This window comes from Allobosea sp. BE125, from assembly GCF_031456075.1.
In the GTDB taxonomy this organism is placed as follows: Bacteria; Pseudomonadota; Alphaproteobacteria; order Rhizobiales; family Beijerinckiaceae; genus Allobosea.
This window is the reverse complement of record NZ_JAVDTY010000001.1, coordinates 570,980-592,972: the sequence shown is the minus strand read 5'-3', so window position 1 is coordinate 592,972 and position 21,993 is coordinate 570,980. Positions and strand designations below refer to the sequence as shown.

The window sequence follows — 21,993 nt, the reverse complement described above, 5'->3', positions numbered from 1 at the left end:
TGCAGGAGAATCTTCGGCGAGAGATGCTCGGGTCAAGCCCGAGCATGACGCTGCCGCCTAAACCATCCCCACGCTCTTCAACTGCTGATAGGCCTTCAGGATCTCCTGAAGCGTGCCTTCGCGCGAACGGTCGCCGCCATTGGCGTCGGGGTGGAAACGCTTCACCAGTTCCTTGTAGCGCGCCTTGATCGCGGCGGAATCGGCGGTGATGTCGAGATTGAGGGCCTCGAGCGCCTTCCGGGCGACGACGCCGACGCGCGGCTCCGGATTGGCCGCCTCCTGGGCGCGCCGGGAGCCGAAGATGTTGAAGCCGTCCTGCACATCGGCCTCGCCACCACCCGCCACGCGCCCGCGCTGGGCCATCCGCGCCGCCTTGGAGTTGACGCCGAGCTTCCAGGTCGGCCGATGGCCTATCTCTTCCTGCTTGGCGTAGGCGGCCAGCGCCTCGTCATCCATGCCGGCGAAATAATTATAGGTCGCGTTATAGGCCTTCACATGCTCCATGCAGAACAGGAAGAACTTGCCCTCGCGGCCACGCCCCTGGGGCGCGCGGAATTCACCCACCCGGGAACAGCCGGCGTGGTCGCAGCGGGGCGCATCGGACTCCTCGACCGCTTCCGCCTCGGAAGGGCCGATCCTGATACGGTCGAAAAGGCGTGAGTTGAAGTTCATGCTCGAATGGTTATGAGACGCGCAATCGGAACCGGCAAGTGCGGCGCAACATGCGCCAGCCGATCCCCCCAAGAGCAGGATGCGAAAAAGTGGGAACCGGTTTTTCGCATTGATCCTGCTCTCACTCTTAAGTTGTAGAGACGGATTCAGATTTCAGATGGAACCACTTCGTGATTCCATCTGAAATCATCCGGCTCTATGACGACCGGAAGAATGTCGCGATCATGACCGCAATGGCTGAACGGATTACCAAGAAGCTGGAAAGCGCCTTGTCGCCGCAGCGCTTGAAGGTGATCGATGAATCGCACCAGCATCAGGGCCATGGTGGTTGGCGCGAAGGCGGCGAGACGCATTTCAGAGTTGATATCGTATCGGAAGCCTTTTCCGGCAAGAGCCGATTGGAGCGTCACCGCATGGTCAACGCCGCCCTGGCGCAGGAATTGGCGGATGGCGTGCATGCGCTGGCGATCATGGCGCGCGGTCCCGGCGAGAGCTGAGCCCGCTCACGGCGTGATCAACCTGACCGACGGAAAATAGTTCCGATAGCGCTTCGGATCGCGGGTCAGCAAAGACACAGCGGCAACCGCCGCATGCGCGCCGATGAAGAAATCGGGCAAAACGCCATTTCGCTGGCCTCCGAGGGAACGGTAGCGCCGAAACGCCTTGCCGGCGGCAAACAACGCCGGCCGCGACATCGCATCGATCACGACGCGAAAATCCGCCAGCATGGCGTCGAGCCCCTCGGCATCATCGAAGCGGACCGACAATTCGGCATAGATCACATCGATGATCACCAAGCGGCCTCTGGTCAGCGCGGCGCCAAGCTGGCCGGCGGACCATTCGCCCCACTCGCTGTCATTGGTGACGAGATCGAGAAAGACGTTGGTATCGACAAGCGTCACCGTCACGGCTCACCGCGGGTCATGGCCATGACTTCGTCCGTGCTCAGGCCCGGCCCGGCGCTGCCGCGCCATTTGTCGATCAAGCCTTCGCTTGCCGCGCTTGCCACCTTGAGCAGCACGACCCTGCCATCGGCCTCCATCCGGAAATCGACAGCGCTGCCCGGAACGATGCCGAGCCGATCGCGCACCGGCTTCGGGATCGTGACTTGCCCCTTGCTCGTGACAGTCGTCGCCATGGCAGCCTCTGTATTACCAACCCTGAGGAAGGTAATACCTCGCCATCTCCCGCACAAGCGCCGCGCCAGTCCTTGACCTCTCAGCTCTCCGCCCGCTCCGGCGTGAACGCATAGACCACGGCAGCCCCCAGCAGCAGCGCCGCAAAACCCCAATGCAGATTGGCGAAGGTCGTGGCCGCGTCGAAGCCTGAGGCGCGCTGCGTCGCGATGAACCAGCCCGAGCCGGACTGGAGCAGAGCCGCGCCCGAGATGAACAGGAAGTTCACCGCCGTCATGCCGCGCCCGAGCAGATGGGCCGGCAAAAAGATGCGCGCATGCGCCATCAGCACCGCATAGGTGAAGCCGACGGCTCCGATCGCCGAGAACAGCACGACCGCCAGCGCGGCCGAGGAGGCCCCTGTCAGCGCCAGCAAGGCGAAGGCGACCGCTGTCGCGACCGTGCCCCAGAGCACCAGCGGCTTGACCCGCCCGACAGCCTTTTCGAGCCCGCCATAGAGGAACGCACCAGCGACCATCGCAAGCGCCATCGCGGTCGCGGCATTGCCGGCGGTGATGGCGTCGAAGCCATGGACGTCGCCCATGAAGGGAGCGATCCACAAGCCTCGCGCGGTCGCCACGATGGCGTAGCCGATCAGGGTGATCGGTGCGAGCAGCCAGAGCGGCCGCAACCGCAGGATGCTGGCAAGCCCCTCGACCAGGCCCTCGGCCTTGCCGGAGGCGCTTTCGGCCCGTGGCGGATCGCGCAGCAGCATAGCGGCCAGCAGCGTCGCGACCAGGAAGCATGCGGCCATCGCCAGCATCGCCGCCCGCCAGCCATAATGCGCCGAAGCGACCGCCAGCGGGCCGGCTGCGAGGAGATTGCCGAGCGAGCCGAGGCCGATCAGCACCGAAGTCAGGAAGGCGAAACGCGCCGGCTCCGCCGTCCGGGCGAACAGGAACAGCGAGGCCATGAAGATCGGCGCGCAGCCGATGCCGATCAGCGCCATGGCGAACGTTCCCGCCAGGGCATTGTTCGCCATGGCGAAGAGAAAGGCGCCGACCGAACCGACCGCCATCGCGACCGAGACCGTTCGCCGCGGCCCGAGCCGGTCGAGCGCCCAGCCGATCGGGAATTGCGAGACGGCGAAGGCGATGAACCAGGCCGCACCGAGAAAGCCGAGTTCGCGCGGCCCGATCCCCAGATCCGCCATCACCGGATTGGCGATGACGCTTAGGAACGACCGGTAGAAGATCGAGAGGAAATAGGCCGGCAGCAGCGCGAAGAAGACGGTCACGGGGCGAACCGGCGTATCGGCCGCGTCACTTGATCCGCTCGAGCACCGAGACGTAGTTGGCGACCGCCGCCCCGCCCATGTTGAAGATGCCGCCGAGCTTGGCGTCCTGCACCTGCATGCCCTCCGGCGCCTCGCCGACGAGCTGCATCGCGCTCAGCACATGCATGGAGACGCCGGTCGCGCCGATCGGATGGCCCTTGGCCTTGAGGCCGCCGGAGACATTGACCGGCAGCTTGCCGTCCTTCTGGGTCCAGCCTTCCTTGATCGCGCGCGCGCCGTCGCCTTCCCGGGTCAGGCCCATCGCCTCATATTCGATGAGTTCGGCAATGGTGAAGCAGTCATGCGTCTCGACGAAGGAGAGATCGTCGAGCGTGACGCCGGCCTGCGCCAGCCCCTGCTTCCAAGCCAGGGTGCAGCCTTCGAACTTCAGGATGTCGCGCCGCGACAGCGGCAGGAAGTCCTGGACATGGGCCATGCCGCGGAAACCGACGGCGCGGCGCATGCCCATCGCTGTCTCCTCATCGGCCAGCACGATGGCTGCCGAGCCGTCAGAGACCAGCGAACAATCCGTGCGCTTCAGTGGGCCGGCGACGTAGGGGTTCTTCTCGCTCTCCTCGCGACAGAAGGCGTAGCCCAGATCCTTGCGCATCTGCGCATAGGGATTGTCGACGCCGTTCCTATGGTTCTTGGCGGCGATCATCGCCAGCGCGTCCGACTGGTCGCCATGGCGCTGGAAATAGGCGGCCGCGATCTGGCCGAATACGCCGGCGAAGCCGCCGGTCGTCTCGCCCTCCTCCTTGAGATAGGAGGCCTTCAACAGGAACTTGCCGATATCGGCGGAGGGCGTCTTGGTCATCTGCTCGACACCGACGACGAGCACGATCTTGGCATCGCCGGCCTTGATCGCGCGCACGCCCTGATGCACCGCGGCGGAACCGGTGGCGCAGGCGTTCTCGACGCGGGTGGTCGGCTTGAAGCGCAGCGCCGGATCGGCCTGCAGCACCAGCGAGGCGGTGAAATCCTGTGCGGAGAAGCCGGCATTGTAGTGTCCGAGCACGATCTCATCGACCTGGTCGGCCGTGATCCCGGCATCGACCAATGCATCGGTGGCGACCCGCACGATCAGGCTTTCGATGGTCTCGGCATCCTGCTTGCCGAACGGCGTGTGGGCCCAGCCGACGATCGCAGCGCTCATGACATTCTCCCTAAAAACCAGCTTTTCAGTCTAATTGCGCTTCGCAAGCGCACCCTGCAAGCCGGCAGAAGCGCATTTCTACCGTGCGCGGAAAGAGGGGCCACGATGCGGACCTTGAGACGGGTTTTCCCGCCTCTTTGTCGATTGAAACCGGTTGCGGGGGCGCTTTAGGAAATCGCCAGCAACAGCAACGCGCCGACACCGAGAACGATCAGCGCCATTCCCGCGAGCTCGCGGCGGCTCGTGCCTTCCGCGAAGATGCGGCGCGAGGCGATCTGCGCCAGCGGCACCTCGATCAGCGCAAGCGTGCGCACATTCGCGGCGCTGGTCAGCGAGAAGCCGAGGAACCAGCATTGCGAGGCGGCAGCGCCCAGAAAGCCCGCCGAAAGCGAGCGGCGCCAGTTGCGCAGGCTCATGACCAGGGCCGGGCGGTTCGCGACCAGCATGTAGAGCGTCAGCAGCACGGTCTGGAGCGTGAGGCCAAGCGCCAGGATCGTCGTGGCGCGGATGAAGAAGCCGCCCTCCGGCAAAGCCTGGATCGCACCACGAAAGCCGATCGCCGACAGCGCGAAGAAGGCTCCCGAGCCGATACCGAGCACCGCCGGGCGCATGCCGGCGGCGGTCAGTTTCTGGCCGGGCTTCCAGGACACGACGATGACGCCGATCGTCGCGACGATGATCGCCGCGAATTTCCCCCAGCCAAGTGGATCGCCCAGCAGCAGCGCCCCGAAGATCGCCACCTGCACCGGTTCGGTCTTGGTATAGGCGGTCGTCACGGCGAAGGAATGGGTGCGCATCGCCGCCAGCATCAGCGCGGTCGCCGCGATCTGCGCCAGCGCGCCGCCGAGCGCGAAGGCAAGCACCTTGCCGTCGATCGCCGGCGGCAGCCGCGCCGTGACGAGGCAGACCAGGACCAGGAACAGCAGCGCGAAGGGCAGGCCGAACAGGAAGCGCACCTGCGTCGCGCCGACGACGCCGATGATGTCGGTCAGCGAACGTTGCGTCAGATTGCGCGCCGTCTGCAGGAGCGAGGCCGCGATCGTCGCGGGAATCCAGAGAAGGGCGAGGCTCACGCGGCTTAATCCATCACAAGGGCAGAGGCCTTTTGGACCCCCGGCCGCGACTAGGCAAATCGCTCCGCTCCGGGTAGGTATGCGTCTGCGGGCGGACAAAAACCTCCGCCGTCTCGAAAATGCCGCACGCGTCGCGTTGAACCCGCCAGCCTCCGTCTCCGCGTCCCCACAGGTTCAAGACCGCACGATGATCTCATCCCGCTTTGCCGCCGTCCTCGCCTTTGGCCTTCTCGCCGGCCCCGCAGTGGCTGGCACCAGCCTCGTGATCGACGCCTCCAGCGGCGCGGTTCTCTCCGCCGAGAATCCGAGCCAGGCCTGGCACCCGGCTTCGACGACGAAGATGATGACGACCTATCTCGCCCTGAAGGCGGTGCGCGAACGGCGGCTCGGCCTGGAGACAGCGATCCCGGTCTCGAAGCTTGCGGCCGGCCAACCGCGCGTCAAGGTCTATATCAAGGCCGGGCAGGAGATCACGCTCGACAACGCGCTCCGCATCATGCTGGTCAAATCGGCCAACGACATCGCCTATGTCATCGCCGAAGGCGTCGGCGGCAATGTCGAGACCTTTGTCGGCATGATGAATGCGGAAGCCGCGCGGCTGGGCATGCGCGACACCCGTTTCACCAACCCCAATGGCTGGCACAACCCCGACCAGCAGGTCAGCGCGCGCGATCTCGCCATCCTCGCCATGGCGCTGATGCGCGAATTCCCGGATTACGCCGACTACTGGAACACGCCCTCGGTCCAGCTCGGCAAACAGGTGTTGAACAACACCAACGGGCTCGTCGGCCGCTATTCCGGCATCAACGGCATGAAGACCGGCTTCGTCTGCGCCTCGGGCTTCAATGTGGTCGCGACCGCGACGCGTGGCGGCCGCACCTTGATCGCGGTCGTGCTGGGCGCACTCTCGGGCGCCGAGCGCACCGTGAAGGCCGCGCAGCTGCTGGATGAGGGTTTCGGCAAATGGGGCGGCATCGGCTACGACGTCGCCTCCCTTCCCGCCAGCGGAACCCGTGCTCCCAATATCTGCGACGACGTCCGCCGCAAAGGCGGCGGGGCAGCGCTCGCCGACGATGTCGATGTTTCCGGGCCGATCTCCGCCCTGACGACGGCGGGCGGGGTCGGCGGCAACTCCGATGGCGCCGGCGACCGCTTCCTGACCATGAGCCCGCAGCCGCGCGCGACCGGCGCCATGCTGTCGCGCGCGCCGTCGGGCCGCATCGTGCTGGGTCCGCGTGCCGAGACCACGCCCGTTCCCGTCGCCTTCGGCCGCACGGCAGGCTCGGCTTCCGCCCCGCTTGCGGCCAATGCCACGGGCCGGCCCGACAGCCAGTTCGCGCGCGGCGCAGCACCCGTGATCGCGCCCGACAAGCCTGTCGCCGCCAGCCTGTTCGGCGGCGGCACGCCGGGCCTGTTCAGCGACACACGGCGCACAGCCTCCAGCAATGGCGGCATCCCGGGAGCGACCAGCGCCTTTGCGCCGACGGATGGCGCGACGCAACCGCCGGCCGATGCCTTCCAGGCAGGACCTCTCAAGCTCCAAGGCGCCGTGCAGCCGGGCAAGGCGACGGCCTCGAGCCTGCGCCCCGGTGCCGCTGCCGGCATCAAACCCGCAGCCCGCCCGCCGGCCAAGCCCCTGCTCGCCAAACCCAAAGGCGACAGCAAGACCGACCCCAAGAGCGAGGCGGAGAAGGCCAAGCCCGGCGCAGCCGCAGCCAAGCTCCAGCCCGCCAAGCCGCCGGCGAAGACCAAGGCCACGCCTGCTCCCAAGCCCAAGCCAAACGACGACGCCTGAGCAGGATATCTTGACCGCCGATCGCGACCGCGCCGCTGGGCAGCACGGGTTCCTCTTCGCCCTCGGCTCGGCGGCCGCCTACGGCACCAATATCGTCAGCGCCCAGATCGCCGGGCAAGCCGGCCTCAGCGGGCCATTGCTGGTGTTCTACCGCGTCTTCCTGATGCTGGCGCTCGCGAGCCTGGTCGCCCTGCTCTGGCGCGTCTCGCTCGCCGTGCCGCGCGGCGAGCGCCGGGCCCTGGCCCTGTTCGGCTTCGCCAGTGCGGGGGTCGGCTGCGCCTATCTCTCCTCGGTCGCCTTCGTCCCGGTCAGCGTCGCCGCCGTCGTTTTCTACACCTTCCCGATCCTGATCATCCTGGCCGAGCCTCTGCTCACCCCGGCCCGCTTCAGCCCGGACCGGCTGGCGGTAGCGCTGCTCGCCTTTGCCGGGGTCGCAATGGTGGTCGGGCCGGACCTCCACGGCCTCGACCCGCGCGGGCTCATGCTCGCGCTGGCGGCAAGCCTGCTCGCCGCGACGCAGTTCTTCGCTGCCAATGCCAGCCCCACCACCCCGCTGCTGCCCAGATTGTTCTGGTCACATCTGATGATCCTGCCGATCGCCGCCGGCATCCTTGTCCTGACGGGCGGATTCCTGTCGCCCGGCGCGCTGACGCTCGCGCCCGGCGCGGTCGCTGTCACGATGGGCGGCTACCTGATCGGCTTCCTGCTCCAGGTTCTGGCCCTGATGCGCGTCGCTCCCGGGAATGCCGGCCTCGCTTTCTGCGCCGAACCGGTCTTCGCCGTCGCGGTCGCAGCCTTCATGCTCGGCGAACGCCTCGGCGCCTTGCAATATGCCGGCGGCGCCCTTGTCGTGGCCGCGATCATGGCTAATGTAATACTAGAACAAAATCGACGCCGCCTGGCGCCGGCCTGAAGCCAGAAACCCAGACGCATGACCGGCCCCGACACCAGACCCACGCCAATCCCGCTGACCTTGCTGACCGGCTTCCTCGGGGCAGGCAAGACGACGCTGCTGAACCGCCTGCTCAAGGACCCGGCGCTCTCCGAGACCGTCGTCATCGTCAATGAATTCGGCGAGGTCGGCCTCGACCATCTGATGATCGAGGGCGTCGAGGAGAACATGATCCTGCTCGCCTCCGGCTGCCTCTGCTGCACGATCCGCGACGATCTCATCGTCACGCTGGAGGATCTGCTGCGCCGCCGGGACAATGGCCGGATCGCACCGTTCCAGCACGTGGTGATCGAGACGACAGGCCTTGCCGACCCCGCGCCGATCCTCAACGTCCTGATCAACCACCCCTATCTCGCCATGCGCTTCAAGCTCGACGGCGTGGTGACGCTGGTCGACGCCGTCAACGGCATGGCAACCCTCGACGCCCATGAGGAAGCGGTGAAGCAGGTCGTCGCGGCCGACCGCCTCATCCTGACCAAAGCCGACCTCGTCGCCAACGAGGCCGAACTCGCGCCGCTGCGCGACAGGCTGGCAGCGCTCAACCCGGGCATCACCCTGCTGAAGCCCGACGCGGCAGCGGAAGCCCTCGTCGGTTCCGGCCTCTACGATCTCGCCGAACGCCCGCAGATGCTGAGGCAATGGCTCGCAGATGAGGAGCTGGGCGAGGCCGATCACCATCATGGCCACGACCATGCTCATGACGACCATGCCCATGACGACCATCACGGCCACGGCCATCACCATCATCACGGGCAAGATTATCACGGGCATGACCATCACGACGTGAACCGGCATGACGCCAGCATCCGCGCCTTCGCACTCACAGCGGATGCGCCAATTGCCCAGGCGACCTTCGATCTGTTCTGGACCTTGCTGCGCTCGACGCATGGCCCCAAGCTGCTGCGATTGAAGGGGCTGGTGAACCTCGCCGAGCATCCCGGGCAGCCCCTGCTTGTCCATGCGGTCCAGCAGATCCTGCATCCACCGCTCCTGCTCGTGGCCTGGCCGGACGCCGACCACCGCTCGCGGCTCGTGCTCATCGTCAGGGATATCGACCCAAGCGTGGTGGAGCGGCTCTGGGCCGCCTTTCTCGGGCAGACTACCCACGCCGGAGCTGCGGCGCCCCCAGCCATAGTGTCACGGCCTGAGGCGGGAGCCTTGCGGCCTCGTTCTTGAAGCCCTCCCGGCCAGGGATCGCTCCCGACGTCGCGCCGTGCCGTTCCGGTACAAGCCCGCGCCGGAACGATCCAGCACAGCGGCGGGCAGGATCGGATGAACCAGATCATCGCTTTGAAGGGCGTCTCCCCGGGCAGCTCCACAGCCTATGCCGCGCCGAGCCGAACCCAGGACGCAGCCATCACGACCGAGATCCGCCTGCTTTCCGCCTGCGGCGAGATCCGGCAGGCCTGGACGGAGCTCGCCGCGCGGGCGGTCGAACCCAATCTGTTCTTCGAGCCGGATTTCGCGCTCGCGGCGGCGCAACACCTCATCGCCTTCCGCGACGTCGCGGTGCTGCTCGCCTGGCAGGGATCAACCGGTTCCCCGCAGCAACGCCTTCTTGGCCTGATCCCCTGCTTTCCGCGCAACCGGCTCTTCGTGCCCGACGAATTGATCGGCTTCTCCGATCCGCACATCTTCAACGGTGTGCCATTGCTCGACGTCACGCAGGCGCAAGCCGTCCTCGCGGCCGTGCTGAGCCTGCGCCAGGGCTGGGTGCTGGAGGGGCGCGGGCTCGTTCTGCGCCAGATCGACATGACCAGCCCCCTGGTCGCGCCGATCCGGCGCGCGGCCGAAACGCTCAGGCTGAGCACGACGTTGAGCCCTGCTAACCTGCCGCTTCCGCGGCGACACGGCATACCAGCGCCCAACGATATCGAGGCGATGCAGCACGCCCTGGCGCGGCGCGGCAAACTCGAACTGGTCGAGGCCACATCACGCATGGAGCTGCGCGACGCGGTCGAGATCCTGCTGGCGCTGGAGGCTTCCGGCCCGAAAGGCCGCGCCGGCAAGGCGGTCTTGCAGGACACGCGCGAGGTCGGGTTCCTGCGCGCCATGACGCGGGCGCTTGCCCGTTCCAGGCAATCCCGTGTCGCCCTGCTGACGCTGGACGGACGGCCGATCGCCGGTGCGCTGGTCATCGGGCGGGCGAAAGATGGTTGGCTCTACATGGCAGCGCGGGACGAGAGCGAAGCGCCCTTCTTCCCTGGGCAAGTCCTGCTTGCGCTGATGCGGCAAGCGGCGCCGGAGCGGACGATCCTGCAGCCGATGTCGCCAACCAGCGGACCCGACGCCGTCAGTTTTGGCGAAATACGGCTTTCACCTCGAGCCACAGGCAAGCCGCGCGATCTTGCCGGCCGGGCGCGTGCGGCGCTGCGGCGCAGCTTCAGGCTTCCGCCCGCAAGAGCCGCCGGATGATCTTGCCGGTGGTGGTGAGCGGCAACTCGTCGCGAAACGCGATCTCGCGCGGATATTCGTGCGCGGAGAGCCGCTTGCGCACGAAAGCCTGAAGCTCGGCAGCGAGCGCCTCGGACGGCTCGCGGCCGGCTTTCAACACGACGAAGGCCTTGACGATCTCGGTCCGGAGCGCATCGGGCTTGCCGACGACAGCCGCAAGCGACACCGCCTCATGCTTCAGCAGGCAATCCTCGATCTCGCCCGGCCCGATGCGATAGCCCGACGAGGTGATGACATCGTCGTCGCGACCGATGAAGCGGACATAGCCTTGCGCATCCTGCACGCCCTGATCGCCAGTCGTCATCCAGTCCCCGATGAATTTTTCCGCCGTGGCCTCGGGCTTGCGCCAATAGCCCAGGAACATCACCGGGTCGGGTCGCCTGACCGCGATCTGCCCCTCCTCGTCAGCCATACAGATGGAGCCGTCGGGGCGGATGATCACGACCTCATGGCCCGGCACCGCCTTGCCGATGCAGCCCGGCCGACTGACGCCGATGGCAGCACAGGAGGCGAGCACGAGATTGCACTCGGTCTGGCCATAGGCCTCGTTGACGGTGAGCCCCAATGCTTCGCGTCCCCAGGCCAGGGTCTCGGCGCCCAATGCCTCCCCGGCCGAAGCGATCGTGCGCAGCTTGAGCGCGAAGCGCTCGCGCGGCCTGTCGACGCTGCGCAGCATCCTGAGCGCGGTCGGCGGCACGAACGCATTGCGGATGCCGAGATCGGCGATCAGGCGATAAGCCTCCTCCGGCTCGAAGCGCGTTACCGGCCGCGCCACGACGGCGACGCCGAAATGCAAGCTGGGCAGCAGCATGTTGAGCAGGCCGCCGGCCCAGGCCCAATCGGCCGGGGTCCAGGCGAGATCGCCAGGCTGTGGCAGGAACTCATGCGGCATCTGCACGCCCGGCAGATGGCCCGGCAGGACCCGGTGGCCATGCAGGGCGCCCTTGGGATTGCCGGTGGTGCCTGAGGTGTAGATCATCAGGGCCGGGTCGTCGGGACCGGTATCGACGGCTGTGAAATCCGGGCCCGCCTGCGCCAGCAGGCTGCCCCAATCCTGCGCCGTCCCCTGCGCGCCGTCGGTCGAGATCACCAGGCCGAGTTCGGGCAGCGGTTCGGCGATCTGCCCGACCTTGATGAGCCCGGCCGCATCCGTGATCAGGACCTTGGCAGCGGCGTCGCTCAGCCGGTAGGCCAGCGCATCGACCCCGAACAGGGCCGCCAGCGGCACAGTGATGGCGCCAAGCTTGTAGGCGGCGAGATGCGCCATCAGCACGCTGCGTCCCTGCGGCAGCAGGATCGCGATCCGGTCGCCCCGTTCGACGCCGCGCGACCGCAGCGCATTGGCGAGCCGGTTCGACTGCTCGCGCAGGTGCCCGAAGCTGACCGGGCTCACGCGCCAGTCCTGTGAGACCTCGATGATCGCGGTGCGCCGCGGCTCGGCAGCCGCCCAGCGGTCGCAGATGTCGACAGCGATGTTGTAGCGGGCGGGAATGCGCCAGCGGAAGGCCGCACGCAAGCCGTCATAGTCGCGCAGGTCGGGCAGTATCAAGGCGATGGGGTCCGGAGAAAAGGCGCGGCACGATAGGCAGAGCGCCTTGCCCTGTCACCCTAGCGCTAGGTCACGCCGGTCGCGGCGAGGGAAGTCGCTCAGAATTGCCGCTCCGCGGCGGGCGGCAGAAACGCGCTCGTGAACGCATCGCCCGCCCTTGCCTTGTCCTTGAAGCTGTAGGTCAGGCTGATCTGGTCAAGCGCGCGCTCCCAGCGCGCCTTGTCGATGCCACCGAACCCGTTGGCTTTGGCGAAGGGCGTCACCACATTCTGGTCGAGCGTCATCTTCAGGCGCTCCAGCTCGACCTCGACCCTGGCGATGTCGTTGCGCTTGACCACCACTTGCGCACCGAGATCGGGATCGGCGACCGTGTCCTTGATGCTCCTGGCGAGCGCCCGCAGCAGTCCGCGCACCGCCTCGGGCTTTTCCGCCAGGAATTTGGGCGAGACCATGATGGCGTTGCCGTAGAGCTCGACGCCGTGATCGGCCATCAGCAGGACGACGATGTCGTCGACCGGGACGCCGCGCGACTTCAGGTTGATGTAGGAAGAGTTGGCGTAGCCGAAGACCGCGTCGACCTCGCCCGAGGCCAGCATCGGCTCGCGGACGGGGAAGCCGACATTCTCCAGCCGCGTCTTGCTGTCGTCGAGCTTGTTGATCGTCTTGAAGATCGGCCATTGCGCGAAAGCCGCATCGGCAGCGGGCGCACCGAACTTGCGGCCTTCCAGGCTCTTCACATCGGCGCTGACGCCGCGGCTCTTGCGCCCGACGATCGCGAAAGGCGGCCTGTCATAGACCATCATCACGGCCTTGAGATCGACGCTGGGATTCTCGTCGCGGTAGCGGATCAGCGAATTCACGTCGCCGAAGCCGACATCATAGGCGCCCGACGCCACACGCGGGATCGCTTCGCGCGAGCCATTTCCGGGCTCGATCGCGACATCGAGCCCCTCGGCTTTGAAATATCCCTTCTCGATCCCCATCAGGAACAGAGCCGCCGGCCCCTCGAACCGCCAGTCCAGCGTGAGGCGCACGGTTGTCTGCGCCTGGGCCGGTCCGATCATCGCCATGGGCGCGGTCGCCGCGAGCAGGAAAGCTGCACCGAGGCGGGCGATGCCACGCCGGGACAACGCCACGGCCGGGGCATGCGAAGGGTTGGGCATCTCGAACTCCGGAGGAACGGACGGGTGCGGACCTGGCTGAACGTAGAGATCGAACCGGCGACCGGCAGGCCGAACGATCATGCCTCCAAACTGGCCGAGCCACACGACAGGTCAAGCACAAAGCGCCCTTTGTGCAAGCAGAACGCGAAGAAAAAAGCGGCGTTCCGCTCGATCACGTTTTTCGTATTCGGACGGCACCGTCCGAATACGAAAAACCCGATCGCTTCTAAAAATTGAGAGCATTGCTCCCACGGAAAAACCGGTACCCACTTTTCGCGCAATGCTCCGACAGGATCAGAGCGGCAGCGCCCCATCGGTCTTGACCTCCTCCATCACCGCATAGGTGCGCGTCTCGCGTACCGCCGGCAGGGCCAGCAGAACCTCGCCGAGGAAGCGGCGATAGGCATTCATGTCGGCGACACGCGTCTTGACCAGATAGTCGAAGCCGCCGGCGACCATGTGGCACTCCAGCACCTCGGGCGCACGCTTCACGGCCGCAGCGAAACGCTCGAAAGCATCGGGCGTCGTCTTGTCGAGATAAACTTCGACGAAGACCAGCAGGTTGAGCCCAAGCTTCAGCGGATCGAGCGTCGCGCGATAGCCGGTGATGTAGCCCTCGCGCGACAGGCGCTTGAGCCGTTCGCCCACCGCCGTTGGTGAGAGCCCGACCTTTTCGGCAAGCTCGACGCCGGCAATGCGGCCATCGGATTGCAGGAGGGAGAGGATACGGCGGTCGGTGCGATCCAGCACGGGATTATTCTCTATAGCGAAAGCTAACAGCCAACATTAATACGGACGATATCGGAAAATAGCCAATTGATATGCGGCCCAAGAGGCCCGATCCTTCAGATCATCCCGCCCGCTCATCTGGAGCCGTTTCATGGCCACCGCCACCCCGCGTTTCGTCGAAGCGCCAGCCCTGTCAGCTTTCCGCGTTCCCTATGCGGAAGACGATGGCGCTATCGCCGCGACGCTGCTGACTGGGGCCCGGCGCGAGCCCGCCGCCAAGGCGCGCATCGACGCTCGCGCCACCGAACTGATCGAGGCGATCCGCACCCGCAAGGTCGGGCTGGGCGGCATCGAGGAGTTGCTGCGCGAATATTCGCTTTCGACCAAGGAGGGGCTGGCCCTGATGGTGCTGGCCGAGGCGCTGCTGCGCGTGCCCGACGCGGCGACCGCCGACCGGCTGATCGAGGATAAGCTCGGCCAGGGCGACTTCGCCAATCACGAGTCGAAATCGGACGCCTTCCTGGTCTCGGCTTCGGCCTGGGCGCTCGGTATCACCGCGCGCGTCATCCAGCCCGGCGAAACGCCGACGGGCATCATCGGCAGCCTCGCCAAGCGCCTCGGCGTGCCGACAGTGCGCACCGCGACGCGCCAGGCCATGCGCGTGATGGGCAACCATTTCGTGCTCGGCCAGACCATCGAGGAGGCGTTGAAGCGCGCCGGTTCCAAGACTGGCAAGCTCTATCGCTATTCCTTCGACATGCTGGGCGAAGGCGCACGCACGCAAGCCGACGCCGACCGCTATCTCGCCTCCTACAGCGCCGCGATCGACGCCATCGGCCGCTCCGCCGGCAATGAGCCGCTGCCGAACCGGCCGGGCATCTCGGTCAAGCTCTCAGCCCTGCATCCGCGCTATGACGCGACCAATCACGAGCGCGTGCTGGCCGAACTGACACCCAAGGTCATCAGGCTCGCGCAACAGGCCAAATCCTACGATCTCAACTTCACCATCGACGCCGAGGAGGCTGACCGGCTCGAACTCTCGCTCGACGTCATCGACGCCGTGGTGGCCGATGCCTCGCTCGCCGGCTGGGACGGCTTCGGCCTTGCCATCCAGGCCTATCAGAAGCGTGCCTCGGCCGTGATCGACCATGTCGCGGCGCTGGCCGAGGCCCATGGCCGTCGCATGATGGTGCGCCTCGTCAAGGGCGCCTATTGGGACACCGAGTTGAAGCGCGCCCAGGAGCGCGGCCTCGCCGACTATCCCGTCTTCACCCGCAAGGCGATGACCGACCTGAATTACGAAGCCTGCGCCGCGCAATTGCTGCGTCTGCGGCCGCGCATCATCCCGCAATTCGCGACGCATAACGCGCTGACGGTCGCAAGCGTCGCCGAGATGGCTGGCGATGCCGAGAATTTCGAGTTCCAGCGTCTGCACGGCATGGGCGAGGCGCTTTATGAGAAGCTGCTGGCCGACAAGGCGGGCTATGCCTGCCGCACCTACGCCCCGGTCGGCGGCCACCAGGATCTGCTCGCTTATCTCGTGCGCCGCCTGCTCGAGAACGGCGCCAACTCCTCCTTCGTCAGCGTCTCCGGCGATCCTGACGTGCCTGTCGCGCAATTGCTGGTGCCGCCCGCCGACCTGATCGGCAATGCCGGCGCCGCCCGGCATCGCCGCATCCCATTGCCAGCCGACCTCTACGGCCCGTCGCGGAAGAATTCGGCCGGCGTCGAACTCGGCCATGCCGAGAGCCTGGACGCCCTGCTCGCCGAGATCGCGGCAGCCACCGCCAAGCCATTCCCGGACGCCAGAGCGATCATCGACGGCAAGGCAGTGGGCGGCACACCCCGCCCGGTCCTCTCGCCGATCGACGGCAAGGCGATCGGCACTGTCGCGGAAGCCGACGCTGCCTTGGCTGGCCGCGCCATGCTCGCCGCCAAGGCCGGCTTCGATGACTGGAACCGCACGCCTGCCCGCACGCGCGCCGCAGCCTTGCGCAAGGCTGCCGACCTGATGGAGGCAAAGCGCGGCCTGCTGCTCGCCCTTCTCCAGGCCGAGGCCGGCAAGACGCTCGACGACGCCATCTCCGAGGTTCGCGAGGCGGTCGATTTCTGCCGCTATTATGCCGCCGAGGCCGAAGCCAAATTCGCCACGCCGACCGCCCTCCCCGGCCCGACCGGCGAGGAAAACCGCCTGATCCTGCGCGGGCGCGGCCCGTTCCTCTGCATCGCGCCGTGGAACTTCCCGCTCGCCATCTTTGCAGGGCAGGTCGCGGCCGCACTCGTCGCCGGCAACAGCGTCGTCGCCAAGCCAGCCCCGCAGACACCGCTGATCGCCACAGTAACCGTGCGCCTGCTGCACGAAGCCGGCGTGCCCGTCTCGGCCCTGCATCTCACGCCTGGAGACGGAGCGCTCGGCGCGGCGCTGGTTGCGCATCCCGCTGTCGCCGGCGTCGCCTTCACCGGCTCGACCGCCACCGCCCGCGCCATCAACCGCGCGCTCGCCGCCAAGGACGGGCCGATCGTCCCGCTCATCGCCGAGACCGGCGGGCTCAACGCCATGATCGTCGATGCGACGGCGCTGGCCGAGCAGGTTGCCGATGACGTCGTGATGTCGGCCTTCCGCTCTGCCGGCCAGCGCTGCTCGGCCCTGCGCCTGCTCGTGGTGCAGGAGGACGTCGCCGACAAGATGGTCGAGATGATCACCGGCGCGGGCGGCGAGTTGAAGCTCGGCGATCCGCGCCGGATCGAGACCCATATCGGCCCGGTCATCGACGCCGCCGCCAAGCAGCGGCTGGATAGCCATGTCGAGGCGATGCGCAAGCTCGGCCGTATCGTCTGGGCCGGCGACACGCCCGCGCTGGGCGGCACTTTTGTGGCCCCCCACGTCGTCTCGCTGAACAGCATCGCGGAGCTCGATCGCGAGCATTTCGGCCCGATCCTGCACGTCGTGCGCTGGAAGTCGGGTCAGCTCGACAAGGTCATCGAGGCGATCGAGGCGACCGGCTACGGCCTGACGCTGGGCGTGCATTCGCGCATCGAAACCACCGTCGAGGAGGTCGTCAGTCGCCTCTCGACCGGCAACATCTACGTCAACCGCAACATCATCGGTGCGGTCGTCGGCGTGCAGCCCTTCGGCGGCCATGGCCTCTCCGGCACCGGCCCCAAGGCCGGTGGGCCGAACTATCTGATGCGCTTTGCCACCGAGCAGACCGTGACCGTGAACACGGCCGCCGCCGGCGGCAATGCCAGCTTGATCGCCATGGGGGAGTGACAGGAGGGGCCACAGGCCCCTCTAGAGCAGGATGCGAAAAAGTGGGAACCGGTTTTTCGCATCCTGCTCTAACTCTTAGTTGAGAGACGGCTTCAGATTTCAGATGGGATCACTTCGTGAGCCCATCTGAAATCATCCGGCTCTTGCATCACGCCCTTGCATCACGCCGCGCGGTAGCGCGACAGCCAGTGGGCGTAGGGCGCCGGCAGCGTCTTCCAAGCCGCGTCCTCGATGCCCAGTGCCTTTGCCGCCGCATAGGGCCAGTGCGGGTCGGCCAGCAGCGGCCGACCCAGCGTGACGAGATCGACCTTGCCTTCGCGCACCAACGCATCGGCCTGCTCGGGCTGGCTGATGTACCAGCTCGTCGAGGCCGGAAGGCCGCTCTCGCGCCGCACACGCTCGGCAACAGGCGCCAGGAAGGCCGGCCCCCATGGAATCTTGGCCTCGTTGGTCGAGAAGCCGACACTGACATCGATGAAGTCGAGCCCCTCGGCCTTGAGGCGCTTCACCAGTTCAATGGCCTCGGCCAGCGTCTCCTCGTCCTGCCCGTCATATTCGATCACGCCGAGTCGGGCCGAGAGCGGGCGATCCTCCGGCCAGACCTTGCGGACCGCCACGAGCGTCTCGATCAGGAAGCGGGCGCGGTTCTCGAAGCTGCCGCCATAGGCGTCGTCGCGCTTGTTGGCGTGGCGCGACAGGAAGCTCTGTGCCAGATAGCCATGGGCGAAATGCAGCTTCAGCCACTGGATGCCGATATCGCGGGCCCGCTCCGCCGCCGCGACGAAATCGCCGCGCACGCGCTCGATATCGGCCAGCGTCATCGCCCGCGGCACACGCCCGAGGCCGCCCCCTTGAGCGACGGCGGACGGCGCGATTGTCTCCCAGCCGCTCGGGTCCCCTACCGCGATATGGTCATCGCCTTCCCAGGGAAGGTTGGCGCTGGCCTTGCGGCCGGCATGGCCGATCTGGATGCCGGCAACCGCACCGGCCTTGCGCATCTCGGCGACGATCGGCGCCAGCGCTTCGGCCTGCGCGTCGTTCCACAGTCCAAGACAAGCGGGTGTGATCCGCCCCTCCGGCGAGACGCCGGTAGCTTCGATGACGACGAGGCCGGCACCACCCCGCGCCAGCCCGGCGAGATGGGCGCGGTGCCATTCATTGGCGACGCCGTCCTGCGCCGAATACTGGCACATCGGCGAGGTCACGATGCGGTTGCGAAGCGTGATGTTCTTCAGGCTGAAGGGGTCGAAAAGACCGGGCATTGAGCGGCTCCGCGCTAAAGGGATTCCATTATTCGATGGTTCGATATTTTTCGAACTTTGGCAATATCAAAACCCTGTGATAGGCTCGTCACCATGCGACATGCCCGCCTGCCCGCTTCGGAAGAGATCGCGATCGAGGACGTCTTTCACGCGCTGAGCGATCCGTTTCGGCTGGATGTCGTCCGCAGGCTGGCAGTCGAAGGCGAGGCGAGCTGCCAGGCGCTCGAAGGCGACCGTCCGAAATCCAGCGTCTCCCATCACTTCCGGGTCCTGCGCGAGGCCGGGCTGATCCGGACACGTAACGAGGGCGCAACACGGATGAACGCATTGCGTCGGGAGGATATCGAGCGCCGTTTCCCGGGGCTGCTGTCCTGTGTTCTCTCGGCCCGCAACGACTGAGGTTTTCGCCCGCCCGTTTCGCTCACCGACACGGTGTCTTAAGCTCGCCGGATGGACCTCCCTTATCGCCCCAATGTCGGCATCGCCCTGTTCAATGCCGGCGGCCTGGTTTTCGCCGGCCGCTCGCACAGCGCCGGCCCGGAGATCGTGCAGCCCGGTTTCGACTGGCAGATGCCGCAAGGCGGCATCGATCCCGATGAGGACATCGTCGCGGCAGCGCGTCGCGAGCTCACTGAGGAAACAGGCGTGACGAGCGCCACGGTCCTGGCGCTGACGCAGGAGTGGTGGACTTACGACTTCCCGCCCTATGACGGCCCGGCGCATAAGCTCTGCGCCTTCCGGGGCCAGCGCCAGCGCTGGGTCGCCTTCCGCTTTGAGGGGCAAGACAGCGAGATCGACATCACCCGCCCCAATGGCGACGAGCCGGCGGAGTTCAGTGAATGGGCCTGGCTGCCCTTGGCTGAGATGCCGTCCCGCATCGTGCCGTTCAAGCGACCGGTCTATGAGCGGGTCGTGCAGGCCTTCTCGCACTTCGCCGCCCCCGGTGCCCTGATTTCGCCCTAACCCCCTGGAGCCTGCGATGAGCCTGATCAGCTTCGACCATTGCGTCATTCACGTCTCGGACTGGGAGCGCTCGAACGCCTTCTACCGCGATGTGATCGGAGCCGAGATCCTCCCCAACGGCGCGGGCTTCGTCTATCGCATCGGCGCGGCGCAATTGAACTGCCATGGGCCGGGCCTGAACCCGACCCCGGTCGCGCGCCTGCCGGTGCCGCCCGGCGGCAGCGACCTCTGCTTCACCTGGTCAGGGCCGATCGCTGACGCCATCGCGCATCTGCAGGCGCGAAGGGTCGCAATCGAACTCGGGCCGGTTCCGCGCTTCGGCCGCGGCGGTCCGGGAACCAGCGTCTATTTCCGCGATCCCGACGGCTCGCTGCTGGAATTCATCAGCTACGCATGAAAAAGGCCGCTCGCGCGGCCTTTCGACAGTCTCTGAGGTAAAGGCTGCTGCCTACGCCGCCTTGCGGCTCTCGAAGACGTGCTTGAACTCGCGCAGCTGCACCAGAACGTCGTGCAGGCGCTTGCGCTCGTCTTCGTCATGCGTACCGGCGAGCTTGGTCTCGGCGGTCAGGATCTCCTTGTCGAGAACGGCGGCATCGACGTCCTCGAGGAAGTTCGCCTGCTCAGCCAGGATCGTCGTCGCAGCATGGTTGACCTCGACGAGGCCGCCATTAACGAAGAATTCCTTGCCGTTGCTGCCATCGGTCTGGGTGAAGACGATGCCCGCCTTCAACGTGGCGACCAGCGGCGCATGACCGGCCAGCACGGTGATCTCGCCCTCGACGGACGGGATGATGACGCTGACGACGTCGCCCGAGAACAGGATGCGCTCAGGCGAGACGAGTTCGAACTTGAAGGTTGCCATTGCTACTCTCTTCCGGGCTCGTCATGGCCGGGCTTGACCCGGCCATCTCGAAAACCAGTGTGCACTCGTCCAGAGTTTCTCGGGACGAGCCCGAGAATGACGCCCCTTACGCCGCTTCGGCGGCCAGGCGCTGCGCCTTCTCGATCGCTTCGTCGATCGAGCCGACCATGTAGAAGGCGGCTTCCGGCAGGTGGTCGTACTTGCCCTCGACCAGGCCCTTGAAGCCCTTGATCGTGTCCTCGAGCGCAACCAGCTTGCCCGGCGAGCCGGTGAAGATTTCCGCGACGTGGAAGGGCTGCGACAGGAAGCGCTCGATCTTGCGGGCGCGGGCGACCGAGATCTTGTCCTCTTCCGAGAGCTCGTCCATGCCCAGGATCGCGATGATGTCCTGCAGTGCCTTGTAGCGCTGGAGGATCTGCTGGACCTGACGGGCGATGGCGTAGTGCTCCTCGCCGACGATCGCCGCCGAGAGCATGCGCGAGGTCGAGTCGAGCGGGTCGACCGCCGGATAGATGCCCTTTTCCGCGATCGAGCGCGAGAGCACGGTCGTGGCGTCAAGGTGAGCAAACGAGGTCGCGGGCGCCGGGTCGGTCAGATCGTCGGCCGGCACGTAGATCGCCTGCACCGAGGTGATCGAGCCCTTATTGGTAGTGGTGATGCGCTCCTGAAGGTTGCCCATGTCGGTCGCCAGCGTCGGCTGGTAACCCACCGCCGAGGGAATGCGGCCGAGCAGAGCCGACACTTCCGAACCTGCCTGCGTGAAGCGGAAGATGTTGTCGACGAAGAACAGCACGTCCTGGCCCTGGTCGCGGAAATGCTCGGCGACGGTCAGGCCCGACAGGGCGACGCGCATGCGGGCGCCCGGAGGCTCGTTCATCTGGCCGTAGACCAGGGCGCATTTCGAGCCCTTGGCCGAACCGCCATGTTCCTTCGGATCGACGTTGACCTTGGACTCGATCATCTCGTGATAGAGGTCGTTGCCTTCGCGGGTGCGCTCGCCGACACCGGCGAACACCGAATAGCCGCCATGGGCCTTCGCGACGTTGTTGATCAGCTCCATGATCAGCACGGTCTTGCCGACGCCGGCGCCGCCGAACAGGCCGATCTTGCCGCCCCTGGCGTAAGGCGCCAGGAGGTCGACGACCTTGATGCCTGTGACGAGGATCTGCGCCTCGGTCGACTGCTCGGAATAGGACGGAGCCGGCTGGTGGATGCCGCGCGTCGTGGCAGCGCCGATCGGGCCGAGTTCGTCAACCGGCTCGCCGATGACGTTCATGATGCGGCCGAGGCACTCGTCACCGACCGGCACCGAGATCGGCGCGCCGGTATCGGTGACCGACTGGCCGCGAACCAGGCCTTCGGAGGAGTCCATCGCGATGGTGCGGACCGTGTTCTCGCCGAGATGCTGGGCGACTTCGAGCACAAGGCGGTTGCCGAGATTGTCGGTCTCGAGTGCGTTCAGGATCTCCGGCAGAGCACCATCGAACTGCACGTCGACGACGGCGCCGATGACCTGCACGATGCGGCCGGTGCCGGTGTTGGCAGGCTTCTCTGCGGCGACGGTCTTCTTGGTAGCGGCTTTGGCCATGGTTTCGAACCTCGGGTACAGCGTGTCAGGTGGCCGGCATGCCAGCCTAATTG

The 21,993-nt window shown here is 66.5% G+C and carries 21 protein-coding genes; 9 read left to right on the top strand and 12 right to left on the bottom strand.

Going from position 1 to position 21,993, the window contains the following annotated elements; all coding sequences use genetic code 11:
- Positions 1-57: 57 nt before the first annotated feature.
- Entirely contained in the window at positions 58-672 is a 615-nt protein-coding gene (locus tag J2Y55_RS02725) for a J domain-containing protein (RefSeq protein WP_310147347.1), read from the bottom strand.
- A 224-nt stretch (positions 673-896) separates the two neighbouring features.
- On the opposite strand from J2Y55_RS02725, the gene J2Y55_RS02720 reads away from it, so the two are divergent.
- Entirely contained in the window at positions 897-1,169 is a 273-nt protein-coding gene (locus J2Y55_RS02720) for a BolA family protein (protein WP_465247466.1), read from the top strand.
- Between the two features lie 6 nt (positions 1,170-1,175).
- Here the strand turns inward: J2Y55_RS02720 and J2Y55_RS02715 are convergent, their stop codons facing one another.
- The 5 genes from J2Y55_RS02715 to J2Y55_RS02695 all read right to left on the bottom strand — a co-directional run bounded on the left by J2Y55_RS02715 (position 1,176) and on the right by J2Y55_RS02695 (position 5,352).
- The gene (locus tag J2Y55_RS02715; protein ID WP_310147345.1) at positions 1,176-1,574 is read right to left on the bottom strand and encodes a type II toxin-antitoxin system VapC family toxin; all 399 of its coding nucleotides are present in this window, start codon (positions 1,572-1,574) and stop codon (positions 1,176-1,178) included.
- A 2-nt stretch (positions 1,575-1,576) separates the two neighbouring features.
- Positions 1,577-1,810: an AbrB/MazE/SpoVT family DNA-binding domain-containing protein gene (locus tag J2Y55_RS02710; protein ID WP_310147343.1), complete on the bottom strand. Its 234-nt coding sequence runs from the start codon at positions 1,808-1,810 to the stop codon at positions 1,577-1,579.
- Between the two features lie 80 nt (positions 1,811-1,890).
- Positions 1,891-3,084 carry an MFS transporter gene (locus tag J2Y55_RS02705; protein ID WP_310147341.1) on the bottom strand — a complete coding sequence of 398 codons (1,194 nt, stop codon included), beginning with the start codon at positions 3,082-3,084 and terminating at the stop codon, positions 1,891-1,893.
- A gap of 25 nt (positions 3,085-3,109) precedes the next feature.
- Entirely contained in the window at positions 3,110-4,279 is a 1,170-nt protein-coding gene (locus J2Y55_RS02700; RefSeq protein ID WP_310147339.1) for an acetyl-CoA acetyltransferase, read from the bottom strand.
- A 167-nt stretch (positions 4,280-4,446) separates the two neighbouring features.
- Complete coding sequence (locus J2Y55_RS02695) at positions 4,447-5,352, bottom strand: EamA family transporter (RefSeq protein WP_310147337.1); 906 nt, start codon at positions 5,350-5,352, stop codon at positions 4,447-4,449.
- A 187-nt stretch (positions 5,353-5,539) separates the two neighbouring features.
- On the opposite strand from J2Y55_RS02695, the gene J2Y55_RS02690 reads away from it, so the two are divergent.
- The 4 genes from J2Y55_RS02690 to J2Y55_RS02675 all read left to right on the top strand — a co-directional run bounded on the left by J2Y55_RS02690 (position 5,540) and on the right by J2Y55_RS02675 (position 10,514).
- Complete coding sequence (locus J2Y55_RS02690; protein WP_310147335.1) at positions 5,540-7,147, top strand: D-alanyl-D-alanine carboxypeptidase family protein; 1,608 nt, start codon at positions 5,540-5,542, stop codon at positions 7,145-7,147.
- 10 nt (positions 7,148-7,157) lie between these two features.
- Positions 7,158-8,060: a DMT family transporter gene (locus J2Y55_RS02685; RefSeq protein WP_310147331.1), complete on the top strand. Its 903-nt coding sequence runs from the start codon at positions 7,158-7,160 to the stop codon at positions 8,058-8,060.
- An 18-nt stretch (positions 8,061-8,078) separates the two neighbouring features.
- The gene (locus J2Y55_RS02680; RefSeq protein WP_310147329.1) at positions 8,079-9,275 is read left to right on the top strand and encodes a CobW family GTP-binding protein; all 1,197 of its coding nucleotides are present in this window, start codon (positions 8,079-8,081) and stop codon (positions 9,273-9,275) included.
- Between the two features lie 96 nt (positions 9,276-9,371).
- Entirely contained in the window at positions 9,372-10,514 is a 1,143-nt protein-coding gene (locus tag J2Y55_RS02675) for a GNAT family N-acetyltransferase (RefSeq protein ID WP_310147327.1), read from the top strand.
- Here the strand turns inward: J2Y55_RS02675 and J2Y55_RS02670 are convergent.
- The 3 genes from J2Y55_RS02670 to J2Y55_RS02660 all read right to left on the bottom strand — a co-directional run bounded on the left by J2Y55_RS02670 (position 10,483) and on the right by J2Y55_RS02660 (position 14,015).
- Positions 10,483-12,099, bottom strand: coding sequence for an acyl-CoA synthetase (locus J2Y55_RS02670; protein WP_310148667.1), 1,617 nt, complete (start codon positions 12,097-12,099; stop codon positions 10,483-10,485). The genes J2Y55_RS02675 and J2Y55_RS02670 overlap by 32 nt on opposite strands.
- A gap of 101 nt (positions 12,100-12,200) precedes the next feature.
- Positions 12,201-13,265: an ABC transporter substrate-binding protein gene (locus J2Y55_RS02665; RefSeq protein ID WP_310147325.1), complete on the bottom strand. Its 1,065-nt coding sequence runs from the start codon at positions 13,263-13,265 to the stop codon at positions 12,201-12,203.
- 294 nt (positions 13,266-13,559) lie between these two features.
- The gene (locus tag J2Y55_RS02660; protein ID WP_069693100.1) at positions 13,560-14,015 is read right to left on the bottom strand and encodes an Lrp/AsnC ligand binding domain-containing protein; all 456 of its coding nucleotides are present in this window, start codon (positions 14,013-14,015) and stop codon (positions 13,560-13,562) included.
- 130 nt (positions 14,016-14,145) lie between these two features.
- On the opposite strand from J2Y55_RS02660, the gene putA reads away from it, so the two are divergent.
- Positions 14,146-17,265: a bifunctional proline dehydrogenase/L-glutamate gamma-semialdehyde dehydrogenase PutA gene (gene putA / locus J2Y55_RS02655; RefSeq protein ID WP_310147322.1), complete on the top strand. Its 3,120-nt coding sequence runs from the start codon at positions 14,146-14,148 to the stop codon at positions 17,263-17,265.
- Positions 17,266-17,426: 161 nt separating this feature from the next.
- On the opposite strand, the gene J2Y55_RS02650 is transcribed toward putA, so the two are convergent.
- Entirely contained in the window at positions 17,427-18,527 is a 1,101-nt protein-coding gene (locus J2Y55_RS02650; RefSeq protein ID WP_310147319.1) for an NADH:flavin oxidoreductase/NADH oxidase, read from the bottom strand.
- Positions 18,528-18,620: 93 nt separating this feature from the next.
- On the opposite strand from J2Y55_RS02650, the gene J2Y55_RS02645 reads away from it, so the two are divergent.
- Genes J2Y55_RS02645 through J2Y55_RS02635 form a run of 3 tightly spaced genes read left to right on the top strand, consistent with a single transcriptional unit; the run spans position 18,621 to position 19,887 of the window.
- Positions 18,621-18,926, top strand: coding sequence for an ArsR/SmtB family transcription factor (locus J2Y55_RS02645; protein ID WP_310147317.1), 306 nt, complete (start codon positions 18,621-18,623; stop codon positions 18,924-18,926).
- Between the two features lie 51 nt (positions 18,927-18,977).
- The gene (locus tag J2Y55_RS02640; RefSeq protein WP_310147315.1) at positions 18,978-19,490 is read left to right on the top strand and encodes an RNA pyrophosphohydrolase; all 513 of its coding nucleotides are present in this window, start codon (positions 18,978-18,980) and stop codon (positions 19,488-19,490) included.
- A 16-nt stretch (positions 19,491-19,506) separates the two neighbouring features.
- Positions 19,507-19,887: a VOC family protein gene (locus J2Y55_RS02635; protein ID WP_310147313.1), complete on the top strand. Its 381-nt coding sequence runs from the start codon at positions 19,507-19,509 to the stop codon at positions 19,885-19,887.
- A 51-nt stretch (positions 19,888-19,938) separates the two neighbouring features.
- Here the strand turns inward: J2Y55_RS02635 and J2Y55_RS02630 are convergent, their stop codons facing one another.
- The gene (locus J2Y55_RS02630; RefSeq protein WP_310147311.1) at positions 19,939-20,352 is read right to left on the bottom strand and encodes a F0F1 ATP synthase subunit epsilon; all 414 of its coding nucleotides are present in this window, start codon (positions 20,350-20,352) and stop codon (positions 19,939-19,941) included.
- Between the two features lie 106 nt (positions 20,353-20,458).
- The gene (atpD, locus tag J2Y55_RS02625; RefSeq protein WP_092167799.1) at positions 20,459-21,940 is read right to left on the bottom strand and encodes a F0F1 ATP synthase subunit beta; all 1,482 of its coding nucleotides are present in this window, start codon (positions 21,938-21,940) and stop codon (positions 20,459-20,461) included.
- Positions 21,941-21,993 lie beyond the last annotated feature (53 nt).

What these genes read in the sequence shown, in the direction of transcription:
- J2Y55_RS02725 (WP_310147347.1), bottom strand. Translation starts at nt 672, where the DNA reads ATGAACTTCAACTCACGCCTTTTCGACCGTATCAGGATCGGCCCTTCC.
- J2Y55_RS02720 (WP_465247466.1), top strand. Translation starts at nt 897, where the DNA reads ATGACCGCAATGGCTGAACGGATTACCAAGAAGCTGGAAAGCGCCTTG.
- J2Y55_RS02710 (WP_310147343.1), bottom strand. Translation starts at nt 1,810, where the DNA reads ATGGCGACGACTGTCACGAGCAAGGGGCAAGTCACGATCCCGAAGCCG.
- J2Y55_RS02700 (WP_310147339.1), bottom strand. Translation starts at nt 4,279, where the DNA reads ATGAGCGCTGCGATCGTCGGCTGGGCCCACACGCCGTTCGGCAAGCAG.
- J2Y55_RS02690 (WP_310147335.1), top strand. Translation starts at nt 5,540, where the DNA reads ATGATCTCATCCCGCTTTGCCGCCGTCCTCGCCTTTGGCCTTCTCGCC.
- J2Y55_RS02680 (WP_310147329.1), top strand. Translation starts at nt 8,079, where the DNA reads ATGACCGGCCCCGACACCAGACCCACGCCAATCCCGCTGACCTTGCTG.
- J2Y55_RS02675 (WP_310147327.1), top strand. Translation starts at nt 9,372, where the DNA reads ATGAACCAGATCATCGCTTTGAAGGGCGTCTCCCCGGGCAGCTCCACA.
- J2Y55_RS02665 (WP_310147325.1), bottom strand. Translation starts at nt 13,265, where the DNA reads ATGCCCAACCCTTCGCATGCCCCGGCCGTGGCGTTGTCCCGGCGTGGC.
- putA (WP_310147322.1), top strand. Translation starts at nt 14,146, where the DNA reads ATGGCCACCGCCACCCCGCGTTTCGTCGAAGCGCCAGCCCTGTCAGCT.
- J2Y55_RS02650 (WP_310147319.1), bottom strand. Translation starts at nt 18,527, where the DNA reads ATGCCCGGTCTTTTCGACCCCTTCAGCCTGAAGAACATCACGCTTCGC.
- J2Y55_RS02645 (WP_310147317.1), top strand. Translation starts at nt 18,621, where the DNA reads ATGCGACATGCCCGCCTGCCCGCTTCGGAAGAGATCGCGATCGAGGAC.
- J2Y55_RS02640 (WP_310147315.1), top strand. Translation starts at nt 18,978, where the DNA reads ATGGACCTCCCTTATCGCCCCAATGTCGGCATCGCCCTGTTCAATGCC.
- J2Y55_RS02635 (WP_310147313.1), top strand. Translation starts at nt 19,507, where the DNA reads ATGAGCCTGATCAGCTTCGACCATTGCGTCATTCACGTCTCGGACTGG.
- J2Y55_RS02630 (WP_310147311.1), bottom strand. Translation starts at nt 20,352, where the DNA reads ATGGCAACCTTCAAGTTCGAACTCGTCTCGCCTGAGCGCATCCTGTTC.
- atpD (WP_092167799.1), bottom strand. Translation starts at nt 21,940, where the DNA reads ATGGCCAAAGCCGCTACCAAGAAGACCGTCGCCGCAGAGAAGCCTGCC.